Origin of the sequence: Nitrospira lenta (genome assembly GCF_900403705.1) — a bacterium.
GTDB lineage: Bacteria > Nitrospirota > Nitrospiria > Nitrospirales > Nitrospiraceae > Nitrospira_D > Nitrospira_D lenta.
On record NZ_OUNR01000012.1, the window covers coordinates 34,002 to 59,063 of the forward strand.

At 55.8% G+C, this 25,062-nt stretch carries 24 protein-coding genes, 1 tRNA gene and 1 pseudogene; 20 read left to right on the forward strand and 6 right to left on the reverse strand.

Translation table 11 applies throughout. The features are described from left to right. The first annotated feature begins 5 nt into the window (after positions 1-5). From mnmG to NITLEN_RS06590, 18 genes and pseudogenes are all read left to right on the forward strand, one after another. Positions 6-1,892: a tRNA uridine-5-carboxymethylaminomethyl(34) synthesis enzyme MnmG gene (gene mnmG / locus NITLEN_RS06505; RefSeq protein WP_121988798.1), complete on the forward strand. Its 1,887-nt coding sequence runs from the start codon at positions 6-8 to the stop codon at positions 1,890-1,892. Positions 1,893-2,020: 128 nt separating this feature from the next. Beyond that, a complete protein-coding gene (rsmG, locus tag NITLEN_RS06510) occupies positions 2,021-2,608 on the forward strand; it encodes a 16S rRNA (guanine(527)-N(7))-methyltransferase RsmG (RefSeq protein ID WP_121988799.1) in 588 nt (195 codons plus the stop codon). A gap of 57 nt (positions 2,609-2,665) precedes the next feature. After that, entirely contained in the window at positions 2,666-3,442 is a 777-nt protein-coding gene (locus NITLEN_RS06515; protein ID WP_121988800.1) for a ParA family protein, read from the forward strand. Beyond that, positions 3,420-4,021, forward strand: a pseudogene (locus tag NITLEN_RS06520) (ParB/RepB/Spo0J family partition protein); the annotation flags it as partial. The gene NITLEN_RS06515 and the pseudogene NITLEN_RS06520, both read left to right, overlap by 23 nt. A 114-nt stretch (positions 4,022-4,135) precedes the next feature. Continuing rightward, complete coding sequence (locus tag NITLEN_RS18965; RefSeq protein WP_484192427.1) at positions 4,136-4,267, forward strand: hypothetical protein; 132 nt, start codon at positions 4,136-4,138, stop codon at positions 4,265-4,267. 165 nt (positions 4,268-4,432) lie between these two features. Beyond that, positions 4,433-4,933, forward strand: a complete 501-nt coding sequence (locus NITLEN_RS06530) for a bactofilin family protein (protein ID WP_121988803.1) — start codon at positions 4,433-4,435, stop codon at positions 4,931-4,933. Between the two features lie 97 nt (positions 4,934-5,030). Beyond that, positions 5,031-5,474, forward strand: coding sequence for a bactofilin family protein (locus tag NITLEN_RS06535; RefSeq protein ID WP_121988804.1), 444 nt, complete (start codon positions 5,031-5,033; stop codon positions 5,472-5,474). 36 nt (positions 5,475-5,510) lie between these two features. Continuing rightward, positions 5,511-6,638 (forward strand): tRNA 2-thiouridine(34) synthase MnmA, encoded by a 1,128-nt coding sequence (gene mnmA, locus NITLEN_RS06540; protein WP_121988805.1) that lies wholly within the window; start codon positions 5,511-5,513, stop codon positions 6,636-6,638. Positions 6,639-6,828: 190 nt separating this feature from the next. Beyond that, positions 6,829-7,428: a hypothetical protein gene (locus tag NITLEN_RS06545; protein ID WP_121988806.1), complete on the forward strand. Its 600-nt coding sequence runs from the start codon at positions 6,829-6,831 to the stop codon at positions 7,426-7,428. A 28-nt stretch (positions 7,429-7,456) separates the two neighbouring features. After that, complete coding sequence (locus NITLEN_RS06550; RefSeq protein WP_121988807.1) at positions 7,457-9,241, forward strand: OmpA family protein; 1,785 nt, start codon at positions 7,457-7,459, stop codon at positions 9,239-9,241. Continuing rightward, the gene (locus tag NITLEN_RS06555; RefSeq protein ID WP_121988808.1) at positions 9,238-9,738 is read left to right on the forward strand and encodes a Rab family GTPase; all 501 of its coding nucleotides are present in this window, start codon (positions 9,238-9,240) and stop codon (positions 9,736-9,738) included. Before NITLEN_RS06550 ends, NITLEN_RS06555 begins: the two co-directional genes overlap by 4 nt. A gap of 18 nt (positions 9,739-9,756) precedes the next feature. Beyond that, positions 9,757-11,559, forward strand: a complete 1,803-nt coding sequence (locus NITLEN_RS06560; protein ID WP_121988809.1) for a sigma-54 interaction domain-containing protein — start codon at positions 9,757-9,759, stop codon at positions 11,557-11,559. Positions 11,560-11,785: 226 nt separating this feature from the next. Continuing rightward, positions 11,786-12,496: a response regulator transcription factor gene (locus tag NITLEN_RS06565; protein WP_121988810.1), complete on the forward strand. Its 711-nt coding sequence runs from the start codon at positions 11,786-11,788 to the stop codon at positions 12,494-12,496. Between the two features lie 4 nt (positions 12,497-12,500). Beyond that, a complete protein-coding gene (locus NITLEN_RS06570; RefSeq protein ID WP_121988811.1) occupies positions 12,501-12,815 on the forward strand; it encodes a hypothetical protein in 315 nt (104 codons plus the stop codon). A gap of 254 nt (positions 12,816-13,069) precedes the next feature. Further along, entirely contained in the window at positions 13,070-14,161 is a 1,092-nt protein-coding gene (locus NITLEN_RS06575; RefSeq protein WP_181416687.1) for a DUF481 domain-containing protein, read from the forward strand. Between the two features lie 44 nt (positions 14,162-14,205). Beyond that, entirely contained in the window at positions 14,206-14,619 is a 414-nt protein-coding gene (mscL, locus tag NITLEN_RS06580) for a large conductance mechanosensitive channel protein MscL (protein WP_181416688.1), read from the forward strand. Between the two features lie 60 nt (positions 14,620-14,679). Then, positions 14,680-15,849 carry an OmpA family protein gene (locus NITLEN_RS06585; RefSeq protein ID WP_121988814.1) on the forward strand — a complete coding sequence of 390 codons (1,170 nt, stop codon included), beginning with the start codon at positions 14,680-14,682 and terminating at the stop codon, positions 15,847-15,849. Positions 15,850-15,969: 120 nt separating this feature from the next. Then, positions 15,970-16,689 carry an OmpA family protein gene (locus NITLEN_RS06590; RefSeq protein ID WP_121988815.1) on the forward strand — a complete coding sequence of 240 codons (720 nt, stop codon included), beginning with the start codon at positions 15,970-15,972 and terminating at the stop codon, positions 16,687-16,689. Positions 16,690-16,733: 44 nt separating this feature from the next. Here the strand turns inward: NITLEN_RS06590 and NITLEN_RS06595 are convergent, their stop codons facing one another. From NITLEN_RS06595 to NITLEN_RS06620, 6 genes are all read right to left on the reverse strand, one after another. After that, complete coding sequence (locus NITLEN_RS06595; protein WP_181416689.1) at positions 16,734-17,978, reverse strand: ABC transporter substrate-binding protein; 1,245 nt, start codon at positions 17,976-17,978, stop codon at positions 16,734-16,736. A 59-nt stretch (positions 17,979-18,037) separates the two neighbouring features. Further along, positions 18,038-18,637: a pyridoxamine 5'-phosphate oxidase family protein gene (locus NITLEN_RS06600; protein ID WP_121988817.1), complete on the reverse strand. Its 600-nt coding sequence runs from the start codon at positions 18,635-18,637 to the stop codon at positions 18,038-18,040. 73 nt (positions 18,638-18,710) lie between these two features. Then, on the reverse strand, positions 18,711-18,962 hold the full coding sequence (locus NITLEN_RS06605; protein ID WP_219999401.1) for a hypothetical protein: 252 nt from the start codon (positions 18,960-18,962) through the stop codon (positions 18,711-18,713). Positions 18,963-19,120: 158 nt separating this feature from the next. Further along, entirely contained in the window at positions 19,121-20,137 is a 1,017-nt protein-coding gene (locus tag NITLEN_RS06610) for an alpha/beta fold hydrolase (RefSeq protein ID WP_121988818.1), read from the reverse strand. Positions 20,138-20,434: 297 nt separating this feature from the next. Beyond that, positions 20,435-21,943, reverse strand: coding sequence for a sigma-54-dependent Fis family transcriptional regulator (locus NITLEN_RS06615; protein WP_181416690.1), 1,509 nt, complete (start codon positions 21,941-21,943; stop codon positions 20,435-20,437). A gap of 140 nt (positions 21,944-22,083) precedes the next feature. Next, the gene (locus NITLEN_RS06620; protein ID WP_121988820.1) at positions 22,084-23,166 is read right to left on the reverse strand and encodes a HEAT repeat domain-containing protein; all 1,083 of its coding nucleotides are present in this window, start codon (positions 23,164-23,166) and stop codon (positions 22,084-22,086) included. A gap of 367 nt (positions 23,167-23,533) precedes the next feature. On the opposite strand from NITLEN_RS06620, the gene NITLEN_RS06625 reads away from it, so the two are divergent. Continuing rightward, positions 23,534-23,616, forward strand: a tRNA-Leu gene (locus NITLEN_RS06625). A gap of 59 nt (positions 23,617-23,675) precedes the next feature. Further along, positions 23,676-24,998, forward strand: coding sequence for a trigger factor (gene tig / locus NITLEN_RS06630; RefSeq protein ID WP_121988821.1), 1,323 nt, complete (start codon positions 23,676-23,678; stop codon positions 24,996-24,998). The last annotated feature ends 64 nt before the right edge of the window (positions 24,999-25,062 follow it).

Genomic DNA, 25,062 nt, shown 5'->3' on the forward strand with positions numbered 1-25,062 from the left:
GATTTATGGATCTGACGTTCGATGTAATTGTAGTCGGTGGAGGACATGCGGGGTGCGAAGCCGCTCTCGCTGCAGCTCGCATGGGTGCACGAACCCTGTTGCTGACCATGGAAAAAGATCGAATCGCCCAGATGTCCTGCAATCCGGCAGTCGGGGGAATCGCCAAAGGCCACCTGGTGAAAGAAATCGATGCCCTAGGCGGGGAGATGGGTAGAAACACCGATCAAGCCGGCATTCAATTTAGGTTTATCAATACTAGCAAAGGACCGGCCGTCAGAGCGTTGCGTGCGCAATGCGATAAGAAGCTGTACCGCATAGCCATGCAACAGACCTTAGCTGCTGAGCCCTGTCTCACGATTCAAGAAGGCACAGTTGATCGCCTCCTCACTTCAGGGCCGTGCGTAACCGGCGTGGTGACAGGAGATGGCGTGACGGTCAACGCACGCGCGGTAGTCCTTACATCAGGTACTTTCCTTAAGGGACTTATCCACATCGGCCTGAACCACTTTCCGGCCGGGCGCGCCGGAGAAGCCTCCGCAGAACACCTTTCCGATTGCATGCGTGACTTGGGGTTCGAACTGGGCCGACTGAAGACCGGTACTCCGCCTCGACTCGATCGTGACTCAATCGATTTCTCGGTCATGGTGCCGCAACCTGGCGATACTCCCCCCACACCATTTTCCCATCGTACAAAGCGTATTTCTACGCCTCAGCTTCCTTGCCATTTAACTTACACAAACAAACAAACCCACGAAATCATTCGCAATAATCTCGATCGCTCACCCCTTTATAGCGGCATCATAGACGCGGTTGGTCCGCGATACTGTCCTTCCATTGAAGACAAAATCGTTCGCTTTGCCGAGCGTGAACGGCATCAAATATTCATTGAACCAGAAGGAATTGATACAAAAGAGTTTTATCCGAACGGAATATCAACAAGCCTTCCAGTCGATGTACAGAGCGAAATACTTCGCACCATCCCAGGCCTTGAGCACGCCAAAATGCTCAAGCCTGGCTATGCGATTGAATATGACTATTTTCCTCCACGTCAACTTCACCAGACTCTTGAAACAAAGAACGTTTCCGGGCTCTATCATGCGGGACAGATCAATGGAACATCAGGATATGAAGAGGCGGCTGCTCAAGGAATCATGGCTGGAATTAACGCAGTATTGAAGATTCGTGGATTGGAACCACTCATTCTTGATCGATCACAAGCCTACATTGGTGTGCTCATCGACGATTTGATTACGAAAGATACGCGTGAGCCCTATCGTATGTTCACATCTCGAGCCGAGTACCGACTTCTCTTAAGACATGGGAATGCGGATCTACGCTTAATGGATATCGGTCATCAGGTCGGATTGGTTTCACAGCATAATTATGATCGGCTCCTTAAGAAACGTGATGGTATTGCCAGTGAAATTGGGCGATTGAGTACAACCAGGCCAAAAATTACAGATGAAATTTGCGCACGGTTGAATTGGTTAACCATTGATGATCGCCACTCGTCTCAAACATTTGCACAACTACTCAAGAGGCAGGAATATTCATATAGAGATCTTCTGATGAAATTTGACGGTGTATCTATTGAAAGCGATGAAATCATTGACGAAGTTGAATTGGAAATAAAGTACGAAGGCTATATCAGAAGACAACTACAGCAAATTGGACAATTCAAAAGGCTCGAACTAAAAGCCATACCTTTAGGCTTTGATTATGGAGCCGTTCAAGGGTTCTCTCGCGAGGTACTTGAAAAGTTTTCTCGCGTAAGACCGGCAACAATTGGACAAGCATCACGAATCGCAGGAGTCACTCCTGCAGCGGTTTCACTTCTCATCGTCGCAATAGAGAAATTTAAACGGCAAGGCCAACAACCAGCAGAAGTTTGACGCAACTACCGAAGTCCTCCTACCTTTCCCTTGACCTCACAGTTTCAATCACGTATGTGTTCCACGTGGAACAGAGAACAGATATCCAATCACTATTGTCCAGCACAGCTTCTTCGATAGGGATAAACATGACTGCCGACCAAGTCAGCAAGTTCATGATCTATCTGAAACAGCTTAAAGAGTGGAACAAAACCACGAATTTAACAAGCATCGTCAAAGATGAAGAAATTGTGATCAAGCATTTCATCGATTCAATTGCTGCTATTAAAGCAGAATGTTTTATAGACGGGAGTCTCATCTTTGACATTGGCTCTGGTGCAGGATTTCCAGGAATACCGATAAAAATACTCCGACCAGACATCAGATTTGTCCTCATCGAACCATCAAAAAAGAAATCATCTTTCTTGCGATATATCATTGGGTTACTGAGACTAAGAGGCGTTGATGTTTTTGAAGGGTCATTGGAGCAATTCGTAGATAGCTTCACAAATCACGAACAAGCCAACTACGTTATTGCACGGGGGATAAAATTTGAATTCATCATTGGCTTATCAAGAACCATATTGACCAGCAATGGGAAAATACTTCTATTTCTTTCAACCCTTGTTGACAGAGCAAGACTTCCGTCAAATACCATAGTTGAGAATGAATACTCCTTTGACCTTCCTGCTGGATATGGGCCAAGAGTTCTTACAAGTCTCTCTTTTTCATCGTGAATAGCAGAGAGAGGCTGTTCCACGTGGAACAGCCTCTCTCTTTAGGAAAGGCGATCAATGACAAGGATAGTTGCGGTTGCCAATCAAAAAGGGGGAGTCGGAAAAACAACGACTTCAGTCAACCTTGCAGCGGCAATCGCGCTCCAAGATAAATCCGTCTTATTGATTGATCTGGACCCACAGGGTAATGCAACCAGTGGAGTTGGAGTCGATCCTCGATCATTACAGAAAACAATATATAACTGCTTAATAAAACAAGATATTTGCGAGAACATCATTCTAAAAACGAGCATCAACGGACTATCCATACTGCCCTCAAATGCTGATCTCGCAGGAGCTGAAATCGAGCTAGCTAATGCTGACGGACGGGAGAACCACCTCCGTGACGCAATCAAAAATATCCATAATGTATACGACGTCATTGTGCTTGATTGCCCCCCAGCTCTCGGCATCCTTACAATTAACGCCCTTACCGCGGCAAAATCGGTTCTCATTCCAGTGCAATGTGAGTACTATGCGATGGAAGGACTCTCCAGGCTCATAGGCAGTATCGAGCGGGTAAAGCAGTCCATCAATCTCGATCTCTTCATAGAGGGAATCGTGCTGACCATGTTCGATGCGCGCAACACGTTGGCCCGCCAGGTGTCCGAACAAGTCAGAAATCATTTTGGAAGTAAGGTCTACCAAGCCGTCATTCCGCGGAATGTGACGCTGGCTGAAGCTCCGAGTTACGGTCGGCCGGGCATTCTCTATAATGCGGCCTCATCGGGTTCACAGGCCTATCTCTCACTCGCAAAGGAGTTTCTCGATCATGGAGAAAAAAGCACTAGGTAGAGGACTCGATGCGTTGCTGCCGGGCGGGCAAGCAGCCACCCCAAGCAATGCGGCAGATGTCCAGCAGATCAAAATTGATGCGATCGTGCCGAATCGCTACCAACCTCGGCAAATCTTTCACCCCGCCGAACTAGCAGAACTCGCCGCCTCAATAAAAGAGAGCGGCTTGCTTCAGCCGATTTTAGTCCGTCGAAAAGGTGACGGCATTTTTGAGCTCATATCAGGTGAGCGGCGGTGGCGCGCCACCAAAGAGGCGGCCTCGACACCATTCAAGCGGTCGTACGCAATTGTAGCGACCAAGAAGCGATCCTCTTCGCCCTCGTTGAAAATCTTCAACGTGAAGACCTCAATCCCATGGAAACCGCCAGGGCGTATTCGAGAATGATGAACGAATTCGGATTGACTCACGACAGCATCGCTCAAAAGGTCGGCTGCGATCGATCCTCTGTGGCAAATTCCGTACGTCTACTCAACCTTCACTATGACGTGCAAACTCTTGTAGAATCCGGAGTCCTTTCGGCCGGACACGCCAAAGCTCTTCTAGGCCTGGACACTCCGGAGGCTCAATGCAAAGTTGCGAAGACCGTTGCGGCGCAGGCCCTTTCCGTTCGTGAAACCGAGCGCCTCGTCACCACCTCAAGCAACACAAGAAAACGGGCAAAGCCACCAACGACCACGTCTCATTGGAGTGACATAGAATCACGGCTTCAAAAGAGGTTTGGAACGCGCGTCACCATCGAACCAGGCAGGAAAGGCGGGAAAGTCGTCATTCATTATTATTCCGAACCAGAGCTGGAGGGCATCATCGACAATCTTCTTTCCTAGCCAGCATGCCAGTTTCCCCGGGCTTCAGATGCATGCTGAGAAAGGCATATTAGTTGCTTTTCTATCAACTAACGCTAAATATCTACCCTAGACACTCCGATACAGGACCTAACAGGAGTTAACCCGTTACCCTTTACGCACGGAGCCAAAGGAGGAGCAGCGATTATGTGGAAATCAGACAAGCCTGAGGGAAAGCGCACCATGGCGGAGGAAGTCGAGGCTGAAGATAACTCACTCTCTTCCAACCTTGGCCGACAGGAAGCCGCAGAAGATGTCAGCGCTTTTGTCGGGAAAGGGGTCGAGTTTAAAGGCACCATCTCGTATAACGGAACCGTCCGAATCGATGGCTCTCTCGACGGAGAAATTCACACCGACGGCGTCCTCCTCGTGGGCGAAGAGGCCGTGATCACGGCGAAAGTGACAGCCGGCACCATTGTTTGCAAGGGAAAGATTACGGGCGACGTCGTCGCGAAAGAAAAAATTAAGCTCCGCGCCCCAGCCGTCGTCAATGGCGGAATTAAGACGCCTATGCTCTCAATCGAAGAAGGTGTGCTCTTTAACGGAACGCTCGAAATGTCGCAAGGCATTCGAGAAGTCTCTCGGGAAACGCCCCTTCACCCGGTTGGCATCTCAAACCAAGGTAGCATAAAAAGGATAAACGGGTAATTCCCTCGGCTACACAATTCATACGCTCATCGGGGTCCTAAACCCGTGATGCCCGGTGAGCCTGCCGTACCTGTAAGCTGGAAGGACCTTTGATCGCATGTGGGCAATTGGCGATAAGAAATCATCCCCCTCGGACGATGACAATTTCACGTTCCTTGGGAGAGGGGTTGAATTCAAAGGCGTCGTGAACTTCGACGGCACCGTCCGCATCGACGGAAAATTGGAAGGTGAAATACATACCACGGGCACATTGATCGTGGGTGAGTTTGCCGTGGTCAAGGGAATCATTTCCGCCGGCACACTGCTCACCAGCGGGAAGATTAACGGGACCGTCACTGCCACAGAAAGAATCCAAATCCTCAAACAGGGCGTTCTCATCGGGGATATCCGAACTCCTGCCATTGCCATTGAGGACGGAGCGCATTTCCATGGCATGTGCGATATGGGCGCCCATCGCTGGGTCGAGGAGCATCCCCAACCGTCCAAGAATGTCCACGACCTCACCCTCCATCGAAATAAAATACGCACCCCCGACCTCTAGCCCTTTCCTTAGTCAGCCAAGTACAATAGCTCCACTATGTCACGTCCAACCGTCCTCCTCGGTATGAGTGGGGGAGTCGATAGTTCCGTCGCCGCCCTCCTTCTGACTCGCCAGGGATTTCAAGTCCACGGCGTTACCCTCCAGGTCTGGGAGCACGAGAACGAAGAGGTCGCGGCCTCGAAGCGATGGGAGGAGCGCGGCTGTTGCAAAGTTGGCATCGCGAGATACGTCGCCAAACAACTCAACATCCCGCACGAACTCGTGGACTCCAGAGTCCAGTTCCGGACAGCGGTCATTGACGATTTTATTGCCGCCTATGCGAATGGAACCACGCCCAACCCCTGCGTGCGCTGCAACGAACGGGTGAAACTCCGGCAACTCATCGAACTCGCGGACTCAAAAGGCATCTCATTCGTCGCCACCGGCCATTATGCCCATGTGGATAAACGCGGGGATCGCCCCTCCCTCATGAAAGGCGCTGATGCCCGCAAGGATCAAAGTTATTTCCTCTACCGCATCCAGACCTCTTGGCTGAACCGATTGCTCTTCCCTGTTGGGACAATGCAGAAGGCCGATGTCTGGAAAGAAGCTGCCGCCCTTGGGCTACCGGAAGAAGAGATGAGGGAAAGTCAGGAAATCTGTTTTGTGAGTCATGGCGACTACCGCACCTTCCTTCAGGAGCAACCAGACCTCCAAGCCACACCCGGCAACTTTGTCGACGAAACCGGCGCAACCCTGGGAACCCATAAGGGGATTCCTTTCTATACACCGGGGCAACGGAGAGGATTAGGGGTTGCGACGGGACAACGGCTCTACGTCCAGCGCGTCCAACCGACTACCAATACCGTGGTCCTTGGGCCGGAAGAGCACCTCCTTAGCTCCGCCTGCACCGTGAAAGATCTGAATATTCTCGACCCAAGACTTCTGACCGCTCCCACGGTCGTCGACTGTAAAGTGCGTTATGCCACCCCTCCTGCACCAGCCACGACGATCCCTCTCTCGGCTGGAAAGATGATGGTCCAATTCAGGACACCGCAACGAGCACTCAGTCCTGGGCAATCCGCCGTATTCTATGATGGAGATCATGTTCTTGGCGGTGGAATCATCGATACCATTGAGCCGACATCCAGCCTGCCCCCCAGACATCCCTCGTCTTCCCTCTAGACCATAGAATCACCAGCCAGCACCTTGTTGCCAGCAAATCGCCGGTGTTAACATACCGCCGCAGGGCCTATACCGGATAGGGAAGCACCACACGATCGCCATCTCCTAGCGGATGACGCGATCCATCACCCTCTTATTCCTGGGCATGACATCCTCATGCGCCAGAGAGCACGGACCCAAGGAGTCGCCTATGTCACCCGAAGCCGCGGACGCTCAAGCCCCTTCGCTCGTCGTCGAGTCTTCCACGCCACCTTCCCATTTCTTGTCGACCGAGGACAATGGGCAGAACGGCAACCTCGAAAAAATTCGGGACATCCTCTTCGGCGCACAAGTCCGCGATCACGACCGGCGCTTCTCCACACTTGAACAGAACCTCGTCAAGGAAGCGGCCGCGCTCAGAGCGGAACTCACGAAACGATTCGACGCACTCGAAGCGTTCATGCAGCAGGAAGTGGCAGTCCTGTCCGAACGCCTACACCATGAACAACAAATTCGCGGCGAAGCCTTGCAGCACCTCGTCAGAGACCTCACCGGCCTTGGAACCGTGGTCGAGCGCAAAGCGGCGGACCTGGCCCACCAGTCTAGTCAGACAGAACAGACGCTCCGCCAGGAGATCCTCGATCATGTCACCGCACTTAAAGAAACGATCCGCTCCACACAAGACCAATTCTCAGAGTCTCTCAATCGTTCCGTCACGGATCTGCGGCAGACCAAGACCGACCGCACCGCCCTCGCGGAGCTGTTGACGGAACTCTCACAAAAACTTCAGCAGGGCTCGCCCACATCCTAGGCGTCCGGGATGCAAGGAACCCCTGCTGATGAATCAACCCAGGCCCAGCAACCAACCCTCATCGGCGAATCCAGCCGCCAGCCCCCAGCTAAAACACGAGTGGGCTGAGCTTCGCACACTGCTTCTCGCCCCGGAGCAAACCCAGCTTACCGAGCTCCGCAATCGCATTGACCATACGGAGACCGACGCGCCCTCCGTCAGCAAAGTGCTTGCTGAAGCCATCACGTTGCGGGGCAAACAGGACGAACGGCTCACCGCCGCGCTCACCCCACATGTTCAGACCGCCCTGACGAGTTCTGTGCGACGGCACCCCCATGTGATCGCCGAGGCCATCGCCCCCATCATGGGTCCGGCCATCCGCCAAGCCATCGTCCGCACCCTGCAAGGGATGATGCAGTCGTTCAATCAGACCATCGATCACAGCCTGTCCCCTAAAGGTCTTGCCTGGCGAATCGAAGCTTGGCGAACGGGGCGTCCCTTCGCCGAGGTCGTCCTTCTGCACACCTTGCGATTTCGTGTCGAGCAGCTCTTCCTCATCCATCGCGACACCGGCCTCCTGCTCCATCACGTCGCATCGGACACCGCCATTATTCATGATCAACAGCTGGTTTCCGGCATGCTGACGGCAATCCAGGCCTTCGTGCAGGATACCTTCCGTACCCCACGAGGGCAGACCCTCAATACGCTAGAAGTTGGAGAATGCCGGGTCTTGATCGAGCAAGGCGCCCAGGCCGTTCTGGCTTGCGTTGTCAGGGGCACCGCACCAGGATACCTTCGGGCTCAGGTCCAGCAAACCCTCGAATCGATCCAACTCGACTACGCCGACGCGTTCGCGGCATTCGACGGAAACCCTTCAGGTTTCGATGCCACGCACGACCGCCTCATGGAGTGTGTCCAGACTCAGTACCAAACGCCCCGCACACAAATCTCCCCCATGGCCTGGGTGACCGTCGCCGCCCTCGTCCTCGCCACAGCCTTCTGGGGCTGGACGTCCTATCAAGACACCCAGCGCTGGCATCAGCTGACGCAGAAAATCCGCACCCTGCCAGGCATCGTCATCACGACACTCGAACGCGACGGCCAGACCGTGACCCTTGAGGGACTTCGCGATCCACTGGCAACAGACCCGACAGACCTGTTGACTGAGGCAGGAATCGCGCGCGACCACATCACCTCCCACTGGACCCCATTCCACTCCCTCGACTCTCAATTCGCCGGCCCGCGCGCGATCGCGCTCCTTCATCCGCCGGAAACGGCCACGCTTCGCTATGACGATGGCCGCCTCACCGCTAGCGGAACGGCGCCGGAACTCTGGGCTATCCAAGCCAGACAGATAGCCCCCTTGCTGCCGGGCATTCGTGAATACCACGATACGGATCTCCACACCGTTTCGCGCGCTGATCTCATCGCACAATTAAACCGGAGCGACTTCCTCTTTGAGAGCGGCTCCTCCACGCTCTCCGAGGAAGAATTGCGCAAAGTCACGCCGGTCAAATCGCTGCTTGAGGACTTGCGCCAGTCCGCCCTCTCTTCTTCGGATGGGACGCTTCTCGTCGAAGCCATCGGCGATGCCGATTCGGCCGGACCGGAAACCATGAACTTTCTGCTGGCCACGGCGAGAGCGCACGCGGTCATCGTCGCCCTTGGAGGCCCTGCTGCATTTCCTCCGCTCACCTTCACCGCAAGCGTGGAACCAGCCTCCTTCGCCGGACAGAAACGTGGAGGAACGAAAAACCATCAGACGGCACAGCGGAGGGTTACGCTCCTCGTCACATCCAAGAATGTCGCCGGCCGCGCGGGCTCCGCACCATGATCCAGAAAAAAATCTGTCTTCTGGGTGGATTCGCCGTCGGAAAGACCAGCCTCGTCCGCCGTTTCATCACAGACATGTTTTCGGAGCAGTACCACACGACGATCGGTGTGACCATCGAGAAGAAAACCCTCCTCGTCGCCGACCAGGATGTGACACTCATGATCTGGGATCTCTATGGAGAGGACGATTTTCAGAAAATGCGGGAATCCTATTTGCGCGGTTCATCCGGCTATATCCTCGTCGCCGACGGAATGAGGCGGTCGACACTGGATACGGCGGAAGCCCTCCACCGGTTGGCCCAGGCCACCCTTGGTCCGGTGCCCTTCGTGCTCATCGTGAACAAGGTCGATCAAGTCAAGGAATGGGAAATCGATGACGCAACCCTCGCGCGGCTGCGACAGCAGGGATGGCTCGTATTCACGGGGAGCGCCAAGACCGGCGACGGGGTGCCTGAACTCTTTATGCAGCTCACTCAAACGCTGCTAGCAGCCGCGTAGCAATCTATCTGGACTGCCATGGCGCCATCCAGCTCACCCAACGCCCTGCCTCAGCCCATGCTGGAGGCTCTCCTTCAAAAGCTTGGCGCCGCCGTTCTCGCGCGAGTAGGGACGGGACATACCTTTCGCCTCATTGGAGATCCGCCACCCTGGTGGGCCACCACCTTCACCTCGTCACCGAAATCTCCCATTGACGTCCGGAGCCTCGCCCCTTTTCTCCGGCATTTCCTGGATGAATGCGAATCCGCATGGAAAGACGATCCTGGCAGAGTGGTTCGATCAGGCCCCTGGAGCCATCGTGACCTTACATCCATCCAGCACCAATTCGAAGCCACCGCACTGACCGTTTCGCGTCGCCCACTGCTCCTTATCGAGCGTGTCGATGAACGATTCGATCAGATACAGGCGCTCTTACAGCACGCTCGCGATCAGCGCTTGCACCATCTCGACCAGGTCAAAACCCATGAGCGAACCCACATCTCCCTGACCGGGTCACTGGCCATCGCCACCCAAGAGCGCAACGATGTCCTGGCGCTCTTGCAGCATCTCGATCTGGCCGCCATCGTCACCAATCAAGAGGGCTGTGTCACATTCATCAGTCCACGCTGCCTCAACTGGATCGAGTGTCCGCCCGCGAAGATCATCGGTCAGCCCTGGGAAGAGAGCCTCCCCTTGGATTCCACAGACCGGAAACATCTCCGCCACACATGGAACGCACTTGCGCCACAACGCGGCCGTCGCCCCCTTCGCTTGATCGGCACAACCCCGCGATGGATCGACTACGAAATCCATGCAGACCCGCACTCCTCCGAGCGGCGCATCATCCTGCTGCACGACCGCACAGAGATCCAGCACTTGCGGCAACAGCTCCACCATCAAACGCAATTTCACGATCTTGTCGGACGCAGTCCTTCCATGCTGCAGATCTACCAACTCGTCCGTGACGTGGCCCGCGTCGACTCCACGGTCCTCATCGAAGGCGAGACCGGAACCGGGAAGGAACTCATTGCCCGAGCCATCCATTACTCCAGTCCACGGAAAGACCGGCCCTTCATTGCCGCCAACTGCGCGGGCTTGACCGACTCACTGCTGGGCAGCCAGTTGTTTGGCCATAAGCGAGGCGCCTTCACCGGCGCGATCGACGATCACCATGGATTATTTGAATCGGCGGACGGCGGCACCCTGTTCCTGGATGAAATCGGAGACATCCCCACCTCCGTCCAAACCAGTTTGCTCCGAGTGCTGCAAGAGAAAGAAATCACTCGCCTGGGAGAGACCCGTCCACGGAAGGTGAATGTGCGCATCCTCGCCGCCACGCATCACAATCTCAATGAAGACGTCATTCGCGGCACCTTTCGCGCTGATTTGCTCTATCGCATCCGCGTGGCGCGCATCCACTTGCCCCCGCTGCGCGATCGGCGAGATGACATTCCCTTGCTCATCCAAGCCCTGCTCGGCCAAGTCTGCGCGGCCACCGGCAAAGCCATCACGAATCTGCATCCGGACAGCCTCCATCTACTCATGATCTACGCCTGGCCCGGCAATGTTCGGGAGCTGAAAAGCGCGATCGAGTTTGCCGTCATCAGCGCCCGCACCACCTGCCTGATGCCGTCCGATTTTCCTGAAGAACTCCACCGCCCTCAGCCTCACCACCTCTCGCCCGTCCCCCAAGACTCACCGCGCCCGGAGCCGAAAGCGCAATTGCTGCACGCCCTCCAACAGGCCCAAGGGAACCGGACAGAGGCTGCAAAACTGCTTGGAATAAGCCGCGCCACTCTCTATCGCCGACTCCTCGCCCACCATATCGAGATGGCCGAATAACTTCGCTCCGACCCGCCGACACCCGCTCACATGATGAGACACGCACCGTGAGACAATGCTGTCTCCTGCGACAACTTGACTGAGACGCGATCACCGCGGCGCTCAGGAATACCCCGTCATTTAAAACAACTCGCTCCATCAGCTATGGCACGAACCTTGATACCTCTGAGTACAGACAAACCATGTTCGACCGACCCATCTACGCGCAACAGGACTCGCATCGCTCATGAAAACATCCGTCGCACTGTCGCCGATCCGAGTTGTTCCCGTCGATGATTCAGCGTTCGCGCGCGAGGGAATCAGGGCCATACTCAAATTGGATCGTGGCATTCAAGTGGTAGGAGAAGCCGGCAGCAGGGCCTGCGCTCTTGAAGAGGTCCATCGCACGCAGCCCGATGTCGTGATTTTGGATATGCGCTTGCCCGATGGCACCGGATCCGACGCCTGCCGAGACATTCTCTCTGCGTTTCCCCGCATGCGAATCCTGTTCTTCTCCGCCTACAACGACGATCAAGACCTCTATGATGCCGTCATGGCAGGGGGACACGGGTATCTGACAAAAGATGCCGGAGCCAAAGATCTCCTCCGCGCGATCAAGACAATCGCCGCGGGACAATCCCTCCTTGAGCCCCAAAAGCCGGTCCACAACTCATCGAGGATGACGCGCGCCATCGCAAACAGTCCGACGATTCTCATGCCGCCCCTCTCGCGGACCGACCTGAAGCTCCTCGCGATGCTGGCGGAGGGAGCCACAATTAAAGCGATTGCCGCCGCCTTCAAGACAAAGCAGGCGGCCATCACCAAACTCCTGGCGACACTCTATCGAACACTCGGCGTCACACGGCGGAACCAAGCGATTCACTATTTCATCACGCAGATCAGCCGGCATCGCCGTCCCTCTGATGTGTCCCCCCTCTCCACACACAGGAAAGGATAGTCCGATGCTTCCCAAGGGCCTCCTCGTTACCGATCCACATGGTCAGGAGTTTCTGCTGGTCCCCGAGGAGAGAGGCGCCGCCGCCGGCTATACGCTCTCCGTACTTCAGCGCCATGACGATCAGTGGATCCGCCTCGAACCTCATGCGTCACGAAGACTGCGGGAAAGCATGCTGGGTGCGTTGCTTGAATTCTTCGGTAATCTCTGTCGCATTCTCAATCACAATAGTGACGGCACACACCGGATCAAGAAACACGCTCCCTCCACGCGTAGCCAACCACCGCGCACCACCACCGGCAAACTCCGTGAACCATCATGAACAGACCGGATTACACGACGAAACATTTCGCAGATACAAGCGACGCATCGACCTCGTCCAACTCGCCGAGCATGCTGCGGCGGGGTTCCCACAGCCTGCCGGCGCGAGAAGGTCCGTCTTGCACAACCATAATCAGTCGGGTATACAAACCGATGCACGCTAGACTCATCAGCCTGAGTAACATTGAAAATGCCGCGTCACCACGAGGTCGACGCGCGCACTACTACCTATCCAGAGAGACCCGAGGAGGAAAGATGAAGCACCTGTTCGCCGTTCTAACACTCTGTACCGCTATACTTTGCGGCGGGGCCGCGGCTCATGCAGCCGATGTGCCTGCGCCCGCACCCCCGCTCGATGCGGTGACCCTCAAAGACGGCAGCACCATCTATGGGGAAGTCATCGAGATGGCAGCCGGTGTGCTGGTTATGAAAACTCCCTCCAGCCCGGACAGTGCGATTAAGGTGAAGTGGAGCGAAGTCGTCAAACTCGCCGTCAACCATCCGATCCCGTTTCATCTCAAAGAAGGCAGCGTCCTAGTCGGGACCGCGACCGCCGGAGCCGATGGTCAGTTGAACATCCAGTCCGAACCCCTCAAAGGTTCGCTCACCGTACCACTCGATACCATCGGATCCGTCAATCCCTTGGTTCAACCGCCGGTCATCTATACCGGCAGTCTGACCGGTGGGTTCTCCCAGACAACCGGAAACAGTCATCTCAAGAACGCCAGCGTGCTGGGAGATTTTGTCGCGCGCAGCGAGCAGCTTCGGTTATCCATCAACGGCCGTTATGTGTATGGGGAAAATGCCAACACCCTCATTGCGCGCAATGCCCGCGGCACCATCAAGCTTGACTTCTTTATCACCAAACGTTTTTATTGGTTTGCCTCCGCCTACGTGGAAAACGATCGCTTTCAGGACCTCAAGATGCGAACCGCCTTGGCATCCGGCCCTGGTTATCAATTCATCGACCGAGGGGATTTCAGCGGGATCCTCAAAGACATGACGTTCTATACGGAAACCGGCGTGTCCTTCTTCAATGAAGACTTCCGCATGGCGGACGACCAGTCCTCCATTCGCGCCCGTATCTCGATGAAATTAAATTGGCCTATACTCGATGATCGCATCACGTTCTATCACTACAACGAGTTTTATCCGTCGCTGCAAAATGCGAGCAACTACTTTTTAACCATGGATAACGGCGTCCGCTTCAAAATCTGGGAAGGGTTCGTGAGCGGCATTCAAGTCACCACGCGATACAACAGCCGGCCAGCGCCGGGCACCGGCGACACCGACAACTTGTATCTCTTCACGCTGGGATACAGTTTCGATACGACCAAGAAACGATAGTCTACGCTCACAACACGCACCTTACCCTCCAAGGAGGCCTGACGATGTTAAAAGAATTTAAAGAATTTGCCATGAGAGGCAACGTGCTCGATATGGCAATCGGGGTGATCATCGGCGGCGCATTTGGCAAGATCGTCTCCTCCCTTGTCAGCGATGTCCTCATGCCGCCCTTGGGATTGCTGATGGGGAAAGTCGATTTCTCAAGCCTGTTTATCAACTTGTCCGGCACTCCCCAGCCCTCGCTGATCGCCGCCAAAGCGGCCGGCGTCCCCACGATCAACTATGGGGTCTTCTTACAGGCGACCTTCGACTTCATCATCCTAGCCTTCGTCATCTTCCTGTTGGTCAAGCAGATGAATCGGTTCAAAAAAGAAGCCCCACCGGCTCCTCCGGCCGGCCCGACCAATGAAGAGAAGCTCCTCATGGAGATCCGCGATGTCCTCAAAGGCAAACACTAGGATTCGGCCGATTCTTCGATTACAGTGCAACGCACCATCACAACCACAAAAGGAGCACGTATGAAATCGATTCGCATCCCCATTCTGGCCCTCAGCCTTCTCTCGATCGCCGGCAATGCCGCCGCGATCGATTGGAACGCCATCTGCTGCGACGGCGGCTATGAATACCGTCATCGCGATCAATGGGACGCCGACAAGGCCGCCAAAGACATGGCTGCACGCCTTGCCGCGCTGGAAAAGGAACGGCAACGGCTCGCCGATGAGCTCGCCGCCGCCAAGAAGGAAAACGGAGCACTCAGCGACCGCGTGAAAGCGCTCGAAAGCCAGCTGGCCGACCGCGATCGCGAATTGGCTGCTCTCCGCTCGAACGCGGGAGACGCGTCGAAACTCGCCAGCCAACTCTCCTCCGCGCAGAGCGATCTGAGCCAATCGAAAGCCCGCACGGCCGAGCTGGAACGCCAGCTCGCCGCTACCCAGTCGGCCGCAGGCGGCGCCAAGGAGAAACTGGCCGCGGATCTCGCGGCCACCCAAGCACAGCTCGCAGCCTTGCAAGCCGGAGCCGGGGACAAAGACAAGCTGGCGACAGAACTCGCCACGGCCAAACAACGCAACGCCGATCTGACCGCTCAACTCGCCGCCATGGGCGGAACCGCAGGCGACAAAGAGCGGATCGCCTCCGAGCTCACCGCCTGCAAACAGCGCGTCGCAGAGCTCGAGAACATGCTGGCGGATCGGGACAAAGACCTCGCCGGCCTCCGTGGCGATCTCTCCGCTGAAATGGCGAAATTGAAAGAAGCGCAGCGCGGCTTGATCCGTGCGCTGAGACCGCAGATCGACAAGCAGATGATCGCCGTCGATCTGAATAACGAGCGGCTCCTCATCAACTTGACCTCAGGCTATCTGTTCGGCTCAGGAGAAGATCAACTGAAACCGGCAGGCGCCGATGCGTTGAAGCAGGTCGGTGCCATCCTCAAAGATTTTCCTGAGTATAAAGTGGCCGTGGACGGACATACGGATAACCGTCCGATCAAGAGCTCGCTGAAAAAGACGTTCCCGACCAACCAGGAACTCTCTGAAGCGCGGGCGGCCAACGCGGCCAAAGCCTTGACTGAAGGCGGATTGGGCGCAGCCACGACACACGGCTATGCCGACACCAAGCCGGTTGCACCGAATACCACCGATGCCGGCCGGGCCAAAAACCGCCGCGTCGAAATCCGCGTCACGAAGTAAGTCTCTCATCTCCGCTGAGCGGAGGTAGGGTGTCGCGTATCGCGACACCCTACCTCCCATCACCACCGCACAATTCATGACTGACGCGAACCCCATCGCGTCTTACCAAGGAGCCGGCCCATGAACGGGAAACGCGTCCTCACAGGATCTCTCTGTCTTGTCGGTGTCCTCGCCGGCGGCTGTTCAGGCAATCCCGTCTGCTGCGACGGCGGGTATGAATACCGTCACCGCAACGCAGTCCCCGTGGCAGAACCGATCGTCGACGACCGTGACGAGCGCCTCGCGGCGCTCGAACGGGATCGGCAACGCCAACTCGCTGCCACGGCGCAACTTCAAGATCAAGTTGCCGAGCTTCAGCGACAATTAACCACACGCCCGCAACCGCCGTTGACTCAAACCTATACCGATCTCCTGACGCTCCTGCGCCCAGAGATCGAACGGGGAACCATCACCGTCCAGCAATCCGGGGATCAAATCACGATCCATCTAGCAGACCGCTTACTGTTTGAATCCGGTGAAGATCGCTTGAAACCAGCGGGGACAGAGGTACTTCGGAAAGTCGGCGGCATTCTCCGCAACGTCCCGGATCGCCATCTTCGCGTCACCGGACATACAGACAATGTCCCGATCGGCGGGAAACTGATCCAGCGGTTTCCCTCAAACACCGTGCTCTCGCGCACTCGCGCCGCCCATGCTCGGGAGGCCTTGGAGCAGGGGGGAGCCGTTTCCAATCACATCGCAGCAGAGGGCTATGGAGAAAGCCATCCCTTGGCTAGCAATGTCACGGAAGATGGCCGGCGAAAGAATCGTCGTGTCGAGATTGTAGTCTTGCCTCAATAGCCGCCTGTCAGGAGGGCCGCGTCGAGGCCCTCCTGACAGCTGAGCTATGCCAGCTGACAGTGATGCCGGTCTGCCGCCCCCAGATTCGCGAGGCCCGGCACCGTTGCAAGAATCTTGTAATGGCCCAGTCCCAATTCTTTTCCAAAGGCTTCCCCTACCAGCACATCCTGCACGTGCTGATGATCCGACGCCCGAAAACTCGACCGTCCTTCCTTCAGCCCATCGAACTCGTGCCCTTCCAATGCCTTGATCAATGCAGCCGTCTCGGTTGACCCGGCGCGCTGAATCGCGTCGAGGATCTGCGTCATCGCGGCATACCCCAAATAGCACCGGGAGGTGGGCGTATGGTTGTACTTGTCGATCACGCCTTGGATGAATCGCTTTGAACTCTCAGTGTTGATCTTGGGGTCCCAGATGAGGCCCCAAATCCCCGCATTGTTGGCATAGCCCAACGGGCGCCCAATCTGTTCACCGCTGATCATCCCGCCGACACCGATTTTCTCTTTGGCCAATTCCAGCTTGCCGTACCCCTTCAAAGCATGCACGAGATCCCATCCATAGAGGTTGAGAATAATCGCCGTCGGTTCCTTGGCCTTCGCCGCGCTGAGGGCCGATAGAAAGTCCGTGGACCCGAACGGCATCAAGGCTTCGCCGACCAACTCCACCTTGTGCGCCTCTGCCGCCTCCAGCATCGCCTGCGCGGCGGCTTTGCCGTCGAGCGTACTCGTCGTAATCATATACCAGCGAGTCCCATAGGCCTTCACCAGATGCGGCACCACCGCGTGCGCCAACATGTTGGCGTGGGGCATGAAGACAAAGGTGTGAGAATTACAGGAGGCGCCGCTTAACTCTGGGAGATGAGACCCGGTCACCACAAACAGTTTGTTTTCTCTCTTTGCCAATTCAGAGACGACCAATGCACAGTCCGCGTTGAAGGTGCCCATGAGCACGTCAACATGATCCTCCTTGATAAACTTAGTGGCGACTTTCAGCGCCTGCTCAGGATTCGAGGCGTCATCGGCTTCGAGAATCGCCACCGGCCGTCCCAGCACACCACCTCGTTTATTAAAAAGATCCACCGCCACATTCGCCCCGTGGACGTCATGGATGGAGGAGGTCTTATAGGGGCTCGACAAGGGATCGAGTATGCCGATCTTAATCGGCTCTCCCCCTGCGGCGTAAGCTCGGCCGCTCAAGTCCAGCACCCGGTCGATCAGATCGCCAAACATCAAGGCGCCGCCGGTTGCTACGGACAATTGCAAAAACCGCCTGCGTGACAACTCGTTCATCGGTCCCTCCATTTATCGGGCAACCTGCTCGTACTGTTTGCGGCCTCGGCTAAAGACCATCACGATTTTCCAGTATGAAGTTCGGCCTCCAATTCGGCAATACGCCTCCTCAACGGACCGGTACGCTCCTCCACCTCATCCGCCGAGTAGCGCGGCGTAATGTACTTTGAGCAGTTCCAGTCGAATGAAACCACATCGATGAAGACCAGACGTTCCACGCTCGACCGCATCTTGACGGCCACCATCTGCTCGGTCAGCTCCGGATGCGCACGGGCATCCTCGATACGGGCATGGGCGAGAATTTTCAGCCGCTCGCGGTTCTTGTAGTCCATGAGAAAAAGCGCTACCCGATCGTTCACCGACATATTGCCCGTACTGATCAACTGCCGATTGCCCTTATAATCAGCAAAGACTAATGTCGAACTGTCCAGCACCCGCAAGAATCCGGAAGGCCCGCCGCGATGCTGGATATAGGGCCACCCGCCTTCACTGATCGATCCCACGTAAAAGCTGTCCCGTGTGGCAATAAATTCCGCTTCTGCCTGGCCCAGCGGGTCTCGGTCGGGAGCACCCACAATCCTGCCAGCCTGTCCGTAATACTGGGTCTGCGCACGCCTCACGGCATCCGTGAACATCAGATCGAGGTACTTCGTTGCCATCGCGCCTCCCCAATTCGTCTTCCGTTCCAGCCTGTCCAGGAGGCGGCCTTACGGTCGTCTCCTGGGACTCGACTCAAAACACGATTGTCTGCCAGCCTTCCGCCATGTAGCGCCGCAAACTTAAGAGCCCCGCTGTCCCCGCCAATGCATGGTCTTTCACAATCGGGACTCCGCAAGCCTTAACACTTTCCGTCGCCCCAAAGACCTCCGCGCAACCGCATGAGGCGCCTTGCACGACATCGCGAACAGCGTTGTAGAGACCATTGGCTGGGTGCGAGAGCTTGGTCAATTCAGCCGGCCAGCGCGTACCGGCGCCATTGAACACGACGGCTACTTCGTCGCCTTTCTATTTACATTCGGATGCCAGGGCAAGGGCATTAAAGACTCGTCCCAGCGACTCTTCGGAACCAGTCTTCGGGTCGGACAGAATGATGATGGCCGTTTTCATGATTTCTCCTTATTCAGATGAGGGAGCCGTTTGTGCTAGTGCTTCTTTCCATTCGCCACTTTTTCTGCGTAGAAACGGTGCATCTGGTTCGAGATGTAGTCCAGATGGTCTTCTACAGCGAAATGCCCGGCGTCAAGACGATGCATTTCGGCACTCGGAAGGTCCTTCAAGTAGGCTTCCCCTCCTTGTGGCGTAAAGAAAATATCAGTCTGACCCCAGAAAATGATCGTCTTGGGTTGATGCTGACGTAGGAACTCCTGCCACACTGGATACAGCTCCACATTCTTGCGATAGTCGTAAAAGAGGTTCAGATTGACGCGGACCGCGTTCGGTCTTTGCATAAACGCGAAATCTGACTCCCAGTTATCAGGACTGATTAGCTCAGTATTTTTTGCTCCGAACAGATAGATGCCCTTGATCGCATCATAAGTAAGAAATCCCTCCAAAGGTTTTTCGGACTCGGCCGACCTGTTTTTCCAGAGTGCGCCACGGAAGCCGTCCCACGAAGCAGTGAAGCCGACTTCGTAGGCGTTCGTATTCTGGACGATCAGCCAATCAAGCACTTTGGGATTGCGCCCAGCAATCCTGAAACCGATCGGTCCACCGTAATCTTGAGCATAGAGGCCGTAGTGGTCAAAGCCTTTGAGCTTCAGAAAATGCTCGACGATCTCGGCAATGCCGTCGAAGGTGTAATCGTACGTGGCTGGATCCGGCATATCGCTGAGCCCAAAGCCGGGATAGTCTGGGGCAATGACATGAAAGGTATCTGAAAGGGATCGTATGAGGTCTCGATATTGATGCGACGCGGCCGGGAAACCATGCAGCAACACAATTTTGGGATTGCTGGGATCCCCTGCCTCACGATACGCGATGTTCAATCCATCCACCTTGATACTGCTGTACTTCACGGCCGTGGCCTCGCGAGTGACAACCTTTCGATTATTCTTGGCGGTTTGGCCATAGGCATCGAGGCTTGATCCTAAGAGGGCAATCGCCAACACTCCCAGCCCTACACTCGACCACCATGCTCTTCCTATCGTCTTATGTTCCATCGTCGTCTCCTGTGTTTACTCACGTCCATACTGTGGATCGTCTCAGTTGCTTGTCGGCGTTGTCCTGATCGGATGCGGAGTCACTTTCGAACGTTCTCTGCGATGGCCATCGCACCTCGCCACTACCGCAAGGCCGGTGCCACCTGTCTCGACGATGAGTGAAACAAGATAAAGCACTGCTGAGACAAGGGTTTGCCTGGTTACTCGCAGTTGCATGAAGCAGGAGGAAGCCGAGGAGCCTCCACGAGATGTCGTGGAACTACGATATCTCGTAGAGAGAGAACGCTATGTTCGTTGCTATGCGGTGGAGAGAGGTTTCTTGATGCCGAGCTTCTGCATACGGGATCGGAGAGTGTTGGGATGGAGACCAAGCCGAGTCGCGGCGCCCTGTTTTCCTTCAATGACCCAGTTCACATCCTGAAGGATGCGGAGGATGTGGGCTCGTTCCACCTCTTCCAGGGAATCGGCAACCGGCAACAGCGGGGCGGAGTTTCCCGGGAGCATCACCTCGTCGATCTGAAGCATCGGCCCGTTTGCGAGAATCGTGGCCCGTTCGATTACATTTTCCAGCTCTCGAATGTTGCCGGGCCATGAATACGCCATCAGACGATCCATCGTCGCGTGTGACACACCATCAAATCGTTTGCCAAGCTTGGTTGAACACTTTGTGATGAAGCGGTTGACCAAGGACGGAATATCGGCAGCACGGGCAGATAGAGGAGGCACCTCGATCGGAAACACATTCAGCCGGTAGAAGAGATCGGCCCGGAAAGAACCGGCCTTCACCGCCGCATGGAGGTCACGATTCGTAGCCACGATTACTCGCACATCGACCTTCGTCGAATGACCGCTGCCGACCCGTTCGAATTCTCGCTCCTGCAACACCCGCAGAAGTTTCACCTGCGCATCCAGCGGAAGTTCTCCCACTTCATCCAGAAAGATCGTCCCTCCGTCCGCCAACTCAAACCTGCCAATGCGACGCTGTAAGGCTCCCGTAAATGATCCCTTCTCATGACCGAAGAGTTCGCTTTCGATAAGATTGGCGGGGATCGCGCCGCAGTTCACCTTCACCAAAGTGCGAACCCGGCGAGGGCTCATGTGGTGGATTGCCCGGGCGATCAGTTCCTTGCCCGTCCCGGTATCTCCGTGGATGAGGACCGTTGAGTCGGTCGGTGCGACCTGTTCGATCGACCGCAGCACGGCCTTGACGCTCTGGCTCTCGCCAATGATCTCGTCAAAGTTATGCTCGAGTTTGATCTCTTCACGAAGGTAGAGATTCTCGGCTTGCAGCCGATCCTTCAGCTGTTGAACTTCCGTAAACAGCTGCGCATTCTTGATCGCAATCGCGGCCTCATTGGCAAAGACAGCCAATCGCTCGAACTCCTCTCCGCTGAGCGGCCGGCGTCCGAACATCGCGATGACGCCAAGCAATTCCCAGCGGAACTTCAATGGATACCCGGCAAAGGAGCGGAGACCATTGTCGAGCATCCATTGTTTATTCGGAAGTCGATCGTCGCCGAGTACGTCGTTCGTAAAAATGGCGCTGGATCCTTGCGCGATCTTTCCGATCTTCAATGCGCCAAGCGGGATACGGCGATATTCCCCTTTGAGATTGGTATAGAGCCCGGCGCTCGCTTCAAGATGCAGGCAGCGGCTCCGGTTCGCACAGTCGGCCGCTTTATAACAGTCGGCACAAAGATCGCCGAGACCCAGGAGCCAGATACGAGCGAAGGCCGCATCCAACTCCTCCACCAAACCCTGGGTGATGGTATCCAACACGACCTGAAGATCGAGACTCGAGGCCATTTGAAGGGTTATACGTTCGAGTATTGCGCGGGGACTCGTAGATCGGTCAGGGGCAGGACCGGTTGGCATATCGTGCTCCGTGCTGGTTCACTCAACACGGAGCACGATAGGTGGCCTCTCACAGCAATGTCAACGCTCGCTCAGCTATACTGATCCCAGGTATCACACTGCTTGATGGCCCAAAAGACGGCTTCCTTGAGTTTCTTTAATGTCTGATTCTCCGGATCCCGCAACCGCTGCAGCTTCTTGTCCAAATCATAGAGTGGTTGGATCGAACGCTTGTCGGGAATCTTACCCAACGCCCAGGCTACTTCGGTCAGCACCGTCCAATCGGTTTTCGGATCTTGCAGCTTGGCCAGCAAGGGGAGCACAACGGACGCATCGCCATGCAGGCCACCCAACTGCCCCAAACCCTTTGCAGCAGAAGCTTGCATGTCTACCATGGGGGACGTATTCATCACGTCTACGAGCAGCGGGATCCCCTCCTTCCCGAGGTTGCCCATCGCCACCAACGCCTGCTTGGCCAGATCGCGATCCTGCAGCACCTGTTTAAGCTTCGGCAGGGCTTCATCCGCCTGCATTTCCCCCAACAGCGAAATGATTTTGACCTTCCTGGGCAGACTCGTCTCTGAAGAATCCATCAGCTTCAGCAAGCGGTCGGCATGGCCCCATTCGGCGGCGAGAATCAATGGGAACTCATACTTCTCGAGTTGATTCGTCAGCCGCGCAATAGCAAAGCTTCCCGGATCTCCGGCCTGAGCCGTCTGAGCGGCGGTCGCGGCGTCTTCGAAATCCGTGCGGACTTCCTTCTGCCATTTAATCTTCATTCCGCCTAAGGCATACGTCAGCTGGCAGGCCGGCCCTTTCCATAGCCGAGAGGGAGCATCAGGCAGATCATTGTCTCCTCCCGACGAGGCCGTGCCCTCCCAGGTCTTGCGTTGTTCGCATTTCACTCGAAATACCGCATCATGCGTCTTGGAAGCATCCTGCACTACCGTGTAGCCGACCTCACCGAGGCGGCGCGAGACCGCAGAGGTCAACGGACCAGCATCAATCGCGCCCTTGTCGGTCAGTGCCAGGGCTTCTACCAGCACCACTTGAATCTTATCGAGCTGTGCTTTTTGTTCAGCGGTGAAATATTCACGATAGGCCCCAGCCGGGTCAGCCCACAGCACCATAGCCCAACTGACAATGATGGAGATGAAAAAAGAAAAGCGATACATTGCACCACCTCCTTACCCATATGGGAGCTTGAGGTAGACCACGTCTTTACCAGTATGTAGCCTGCCGCCCTCACTGCGGAGACCCCATAAACCAGTATACTCTCACCCTCCGGTACGAACCAGGACCCACCTATGCCCACCCCAATCTCCCTCCTGCTCCCCCTTGCAGAAAGACAAATCCATACGGCCTCCTGCCCAGGGTCGTCGCTGCTCTCCATTGCTCACTGTCTGAACACTCAAAACTGCATAAACCCCGCATGAGTATGGGTTGACAGTAGGTCGCCTCCGACGGTACAAAAGGCTTACACAATCGCGTGTTTTGCTGTCTCAGCATCCGCGTCGACAGCCCCGCGATGCTCCCCACCGTGCGAGCGTGGCGAAACTGGCAGACGCGCGAGACTTAGGATCTCGTGGGTAACCGTGGGGGTTCAAGTCCCTCCGCTCGCACCAAATTTGACGGCAACTCCGTTTGGGCCCGCCCATCACGGTACGTGGAAGGACATTGAGGCATGACGATGAAGATGGAAATGACCGAGCTCGGCCCCATGAAGCGGGCATTGAAAATCGAAGTCCCTGCGCAGGAAGTCACGCAGCGTTTCTCGCGAGCCTATACGGAGCTGAACCGCCAAGTACGCATTCCAGGATTCCGCCCAGGGAAAGCCCCGTTGGGCCTCCTCGAAAAGCGCTACGCGAAAGAAGTCGAAGAAGATGTCATTCGCAGCATCGTGCCGGATTTCTACGACCGCGCGGTCCGCGAGGCCGGCATCAGCCCGGTGCTCGTCGAAATCCCACCGCTGGAACGGGTGAAAATTAAGAAAGACGAACCCTTCACCTTCACGGCCACAGTCGAAATCAAGCCGACCATCGAACTGCGTGACTACAAAGCCCCCAATCCGATTTCGCTGAAGCCGGACAAGCGGACCGTCACCGATGAGCAGCTGGATCGGGCCCTTGAGGTGCTGCGTGAACAGCAGGCGAGGCTTGAAGCCGCCCCAGCCGGCACCGCATTAGGCGAGGGAGATTTTGCCGTCGTTGATCTCGAAGGCTTCCTCGATGGCACCTCGCTCGAGGGAACCAAGAAAGAAGGCCAGCTGCACAAAGTCGGCTCCAAAGCCGCGCTCCTCGGCATTGAAATCGACAGCTATGTAGCCGGCAAGAAAGAGGGAGACATCATCGAGATTCCTCAGAACTATCCCAGCAGTCATCCCGATACGCGAGTCGCCGGCAAAACCGTACAGTTCAGCCTAGCCATCAAAGGCGTAAAGCAGAAAACACTCCCGGTACTCGACGACGAGTTTGCCAAGGACTGCGGGCCCTTTTCGTCGCTTCAAGAAATTAAAGACAAGCTGCGCAGTGAGATGGAGAAAGCCCTCAAGCGCGACATTGATGAATCCTACAAAGATACGATTCTCAAACGGCTGGCTGAAACACACCACTTCGATCTGCCGGAAACCCTTGTCACGCGTGAGTTGGACGCCATCGTTCGACAGAGACTCCAAGAGCGGCAACGTGGCAAGGCCACCGATCCATCACCCGCCGCCACGGCCGAAGAACTCAAGACTATCCGCGAAGAGAACCGCGACGAAGCCAACCGGCGCGTCAAAGTCGGTCTGATCCTCGAAGCCATTGCTACGAAAGAATCAATCTCCGTCAGCCAGGAAGATATGAACAACGAGGTCACCAGGCTGGCCACCGAACTCCGCGTTCCGATGGCCGAGCTCGTGAAAATGATTCAGGCCGGCGGCCAGGATTCCATCGAGGAGCTGCGCTCGCGCATTCTGGCGGATAAAGCGTTGGACTTTGTATACCGCAACTCTGTGATCCAAGGTTAGACACGGTGCCTGCAAACGCCTCGATCGAGGGGCGCGCTCCAAACATTGCGGAAAGGAATTGAAT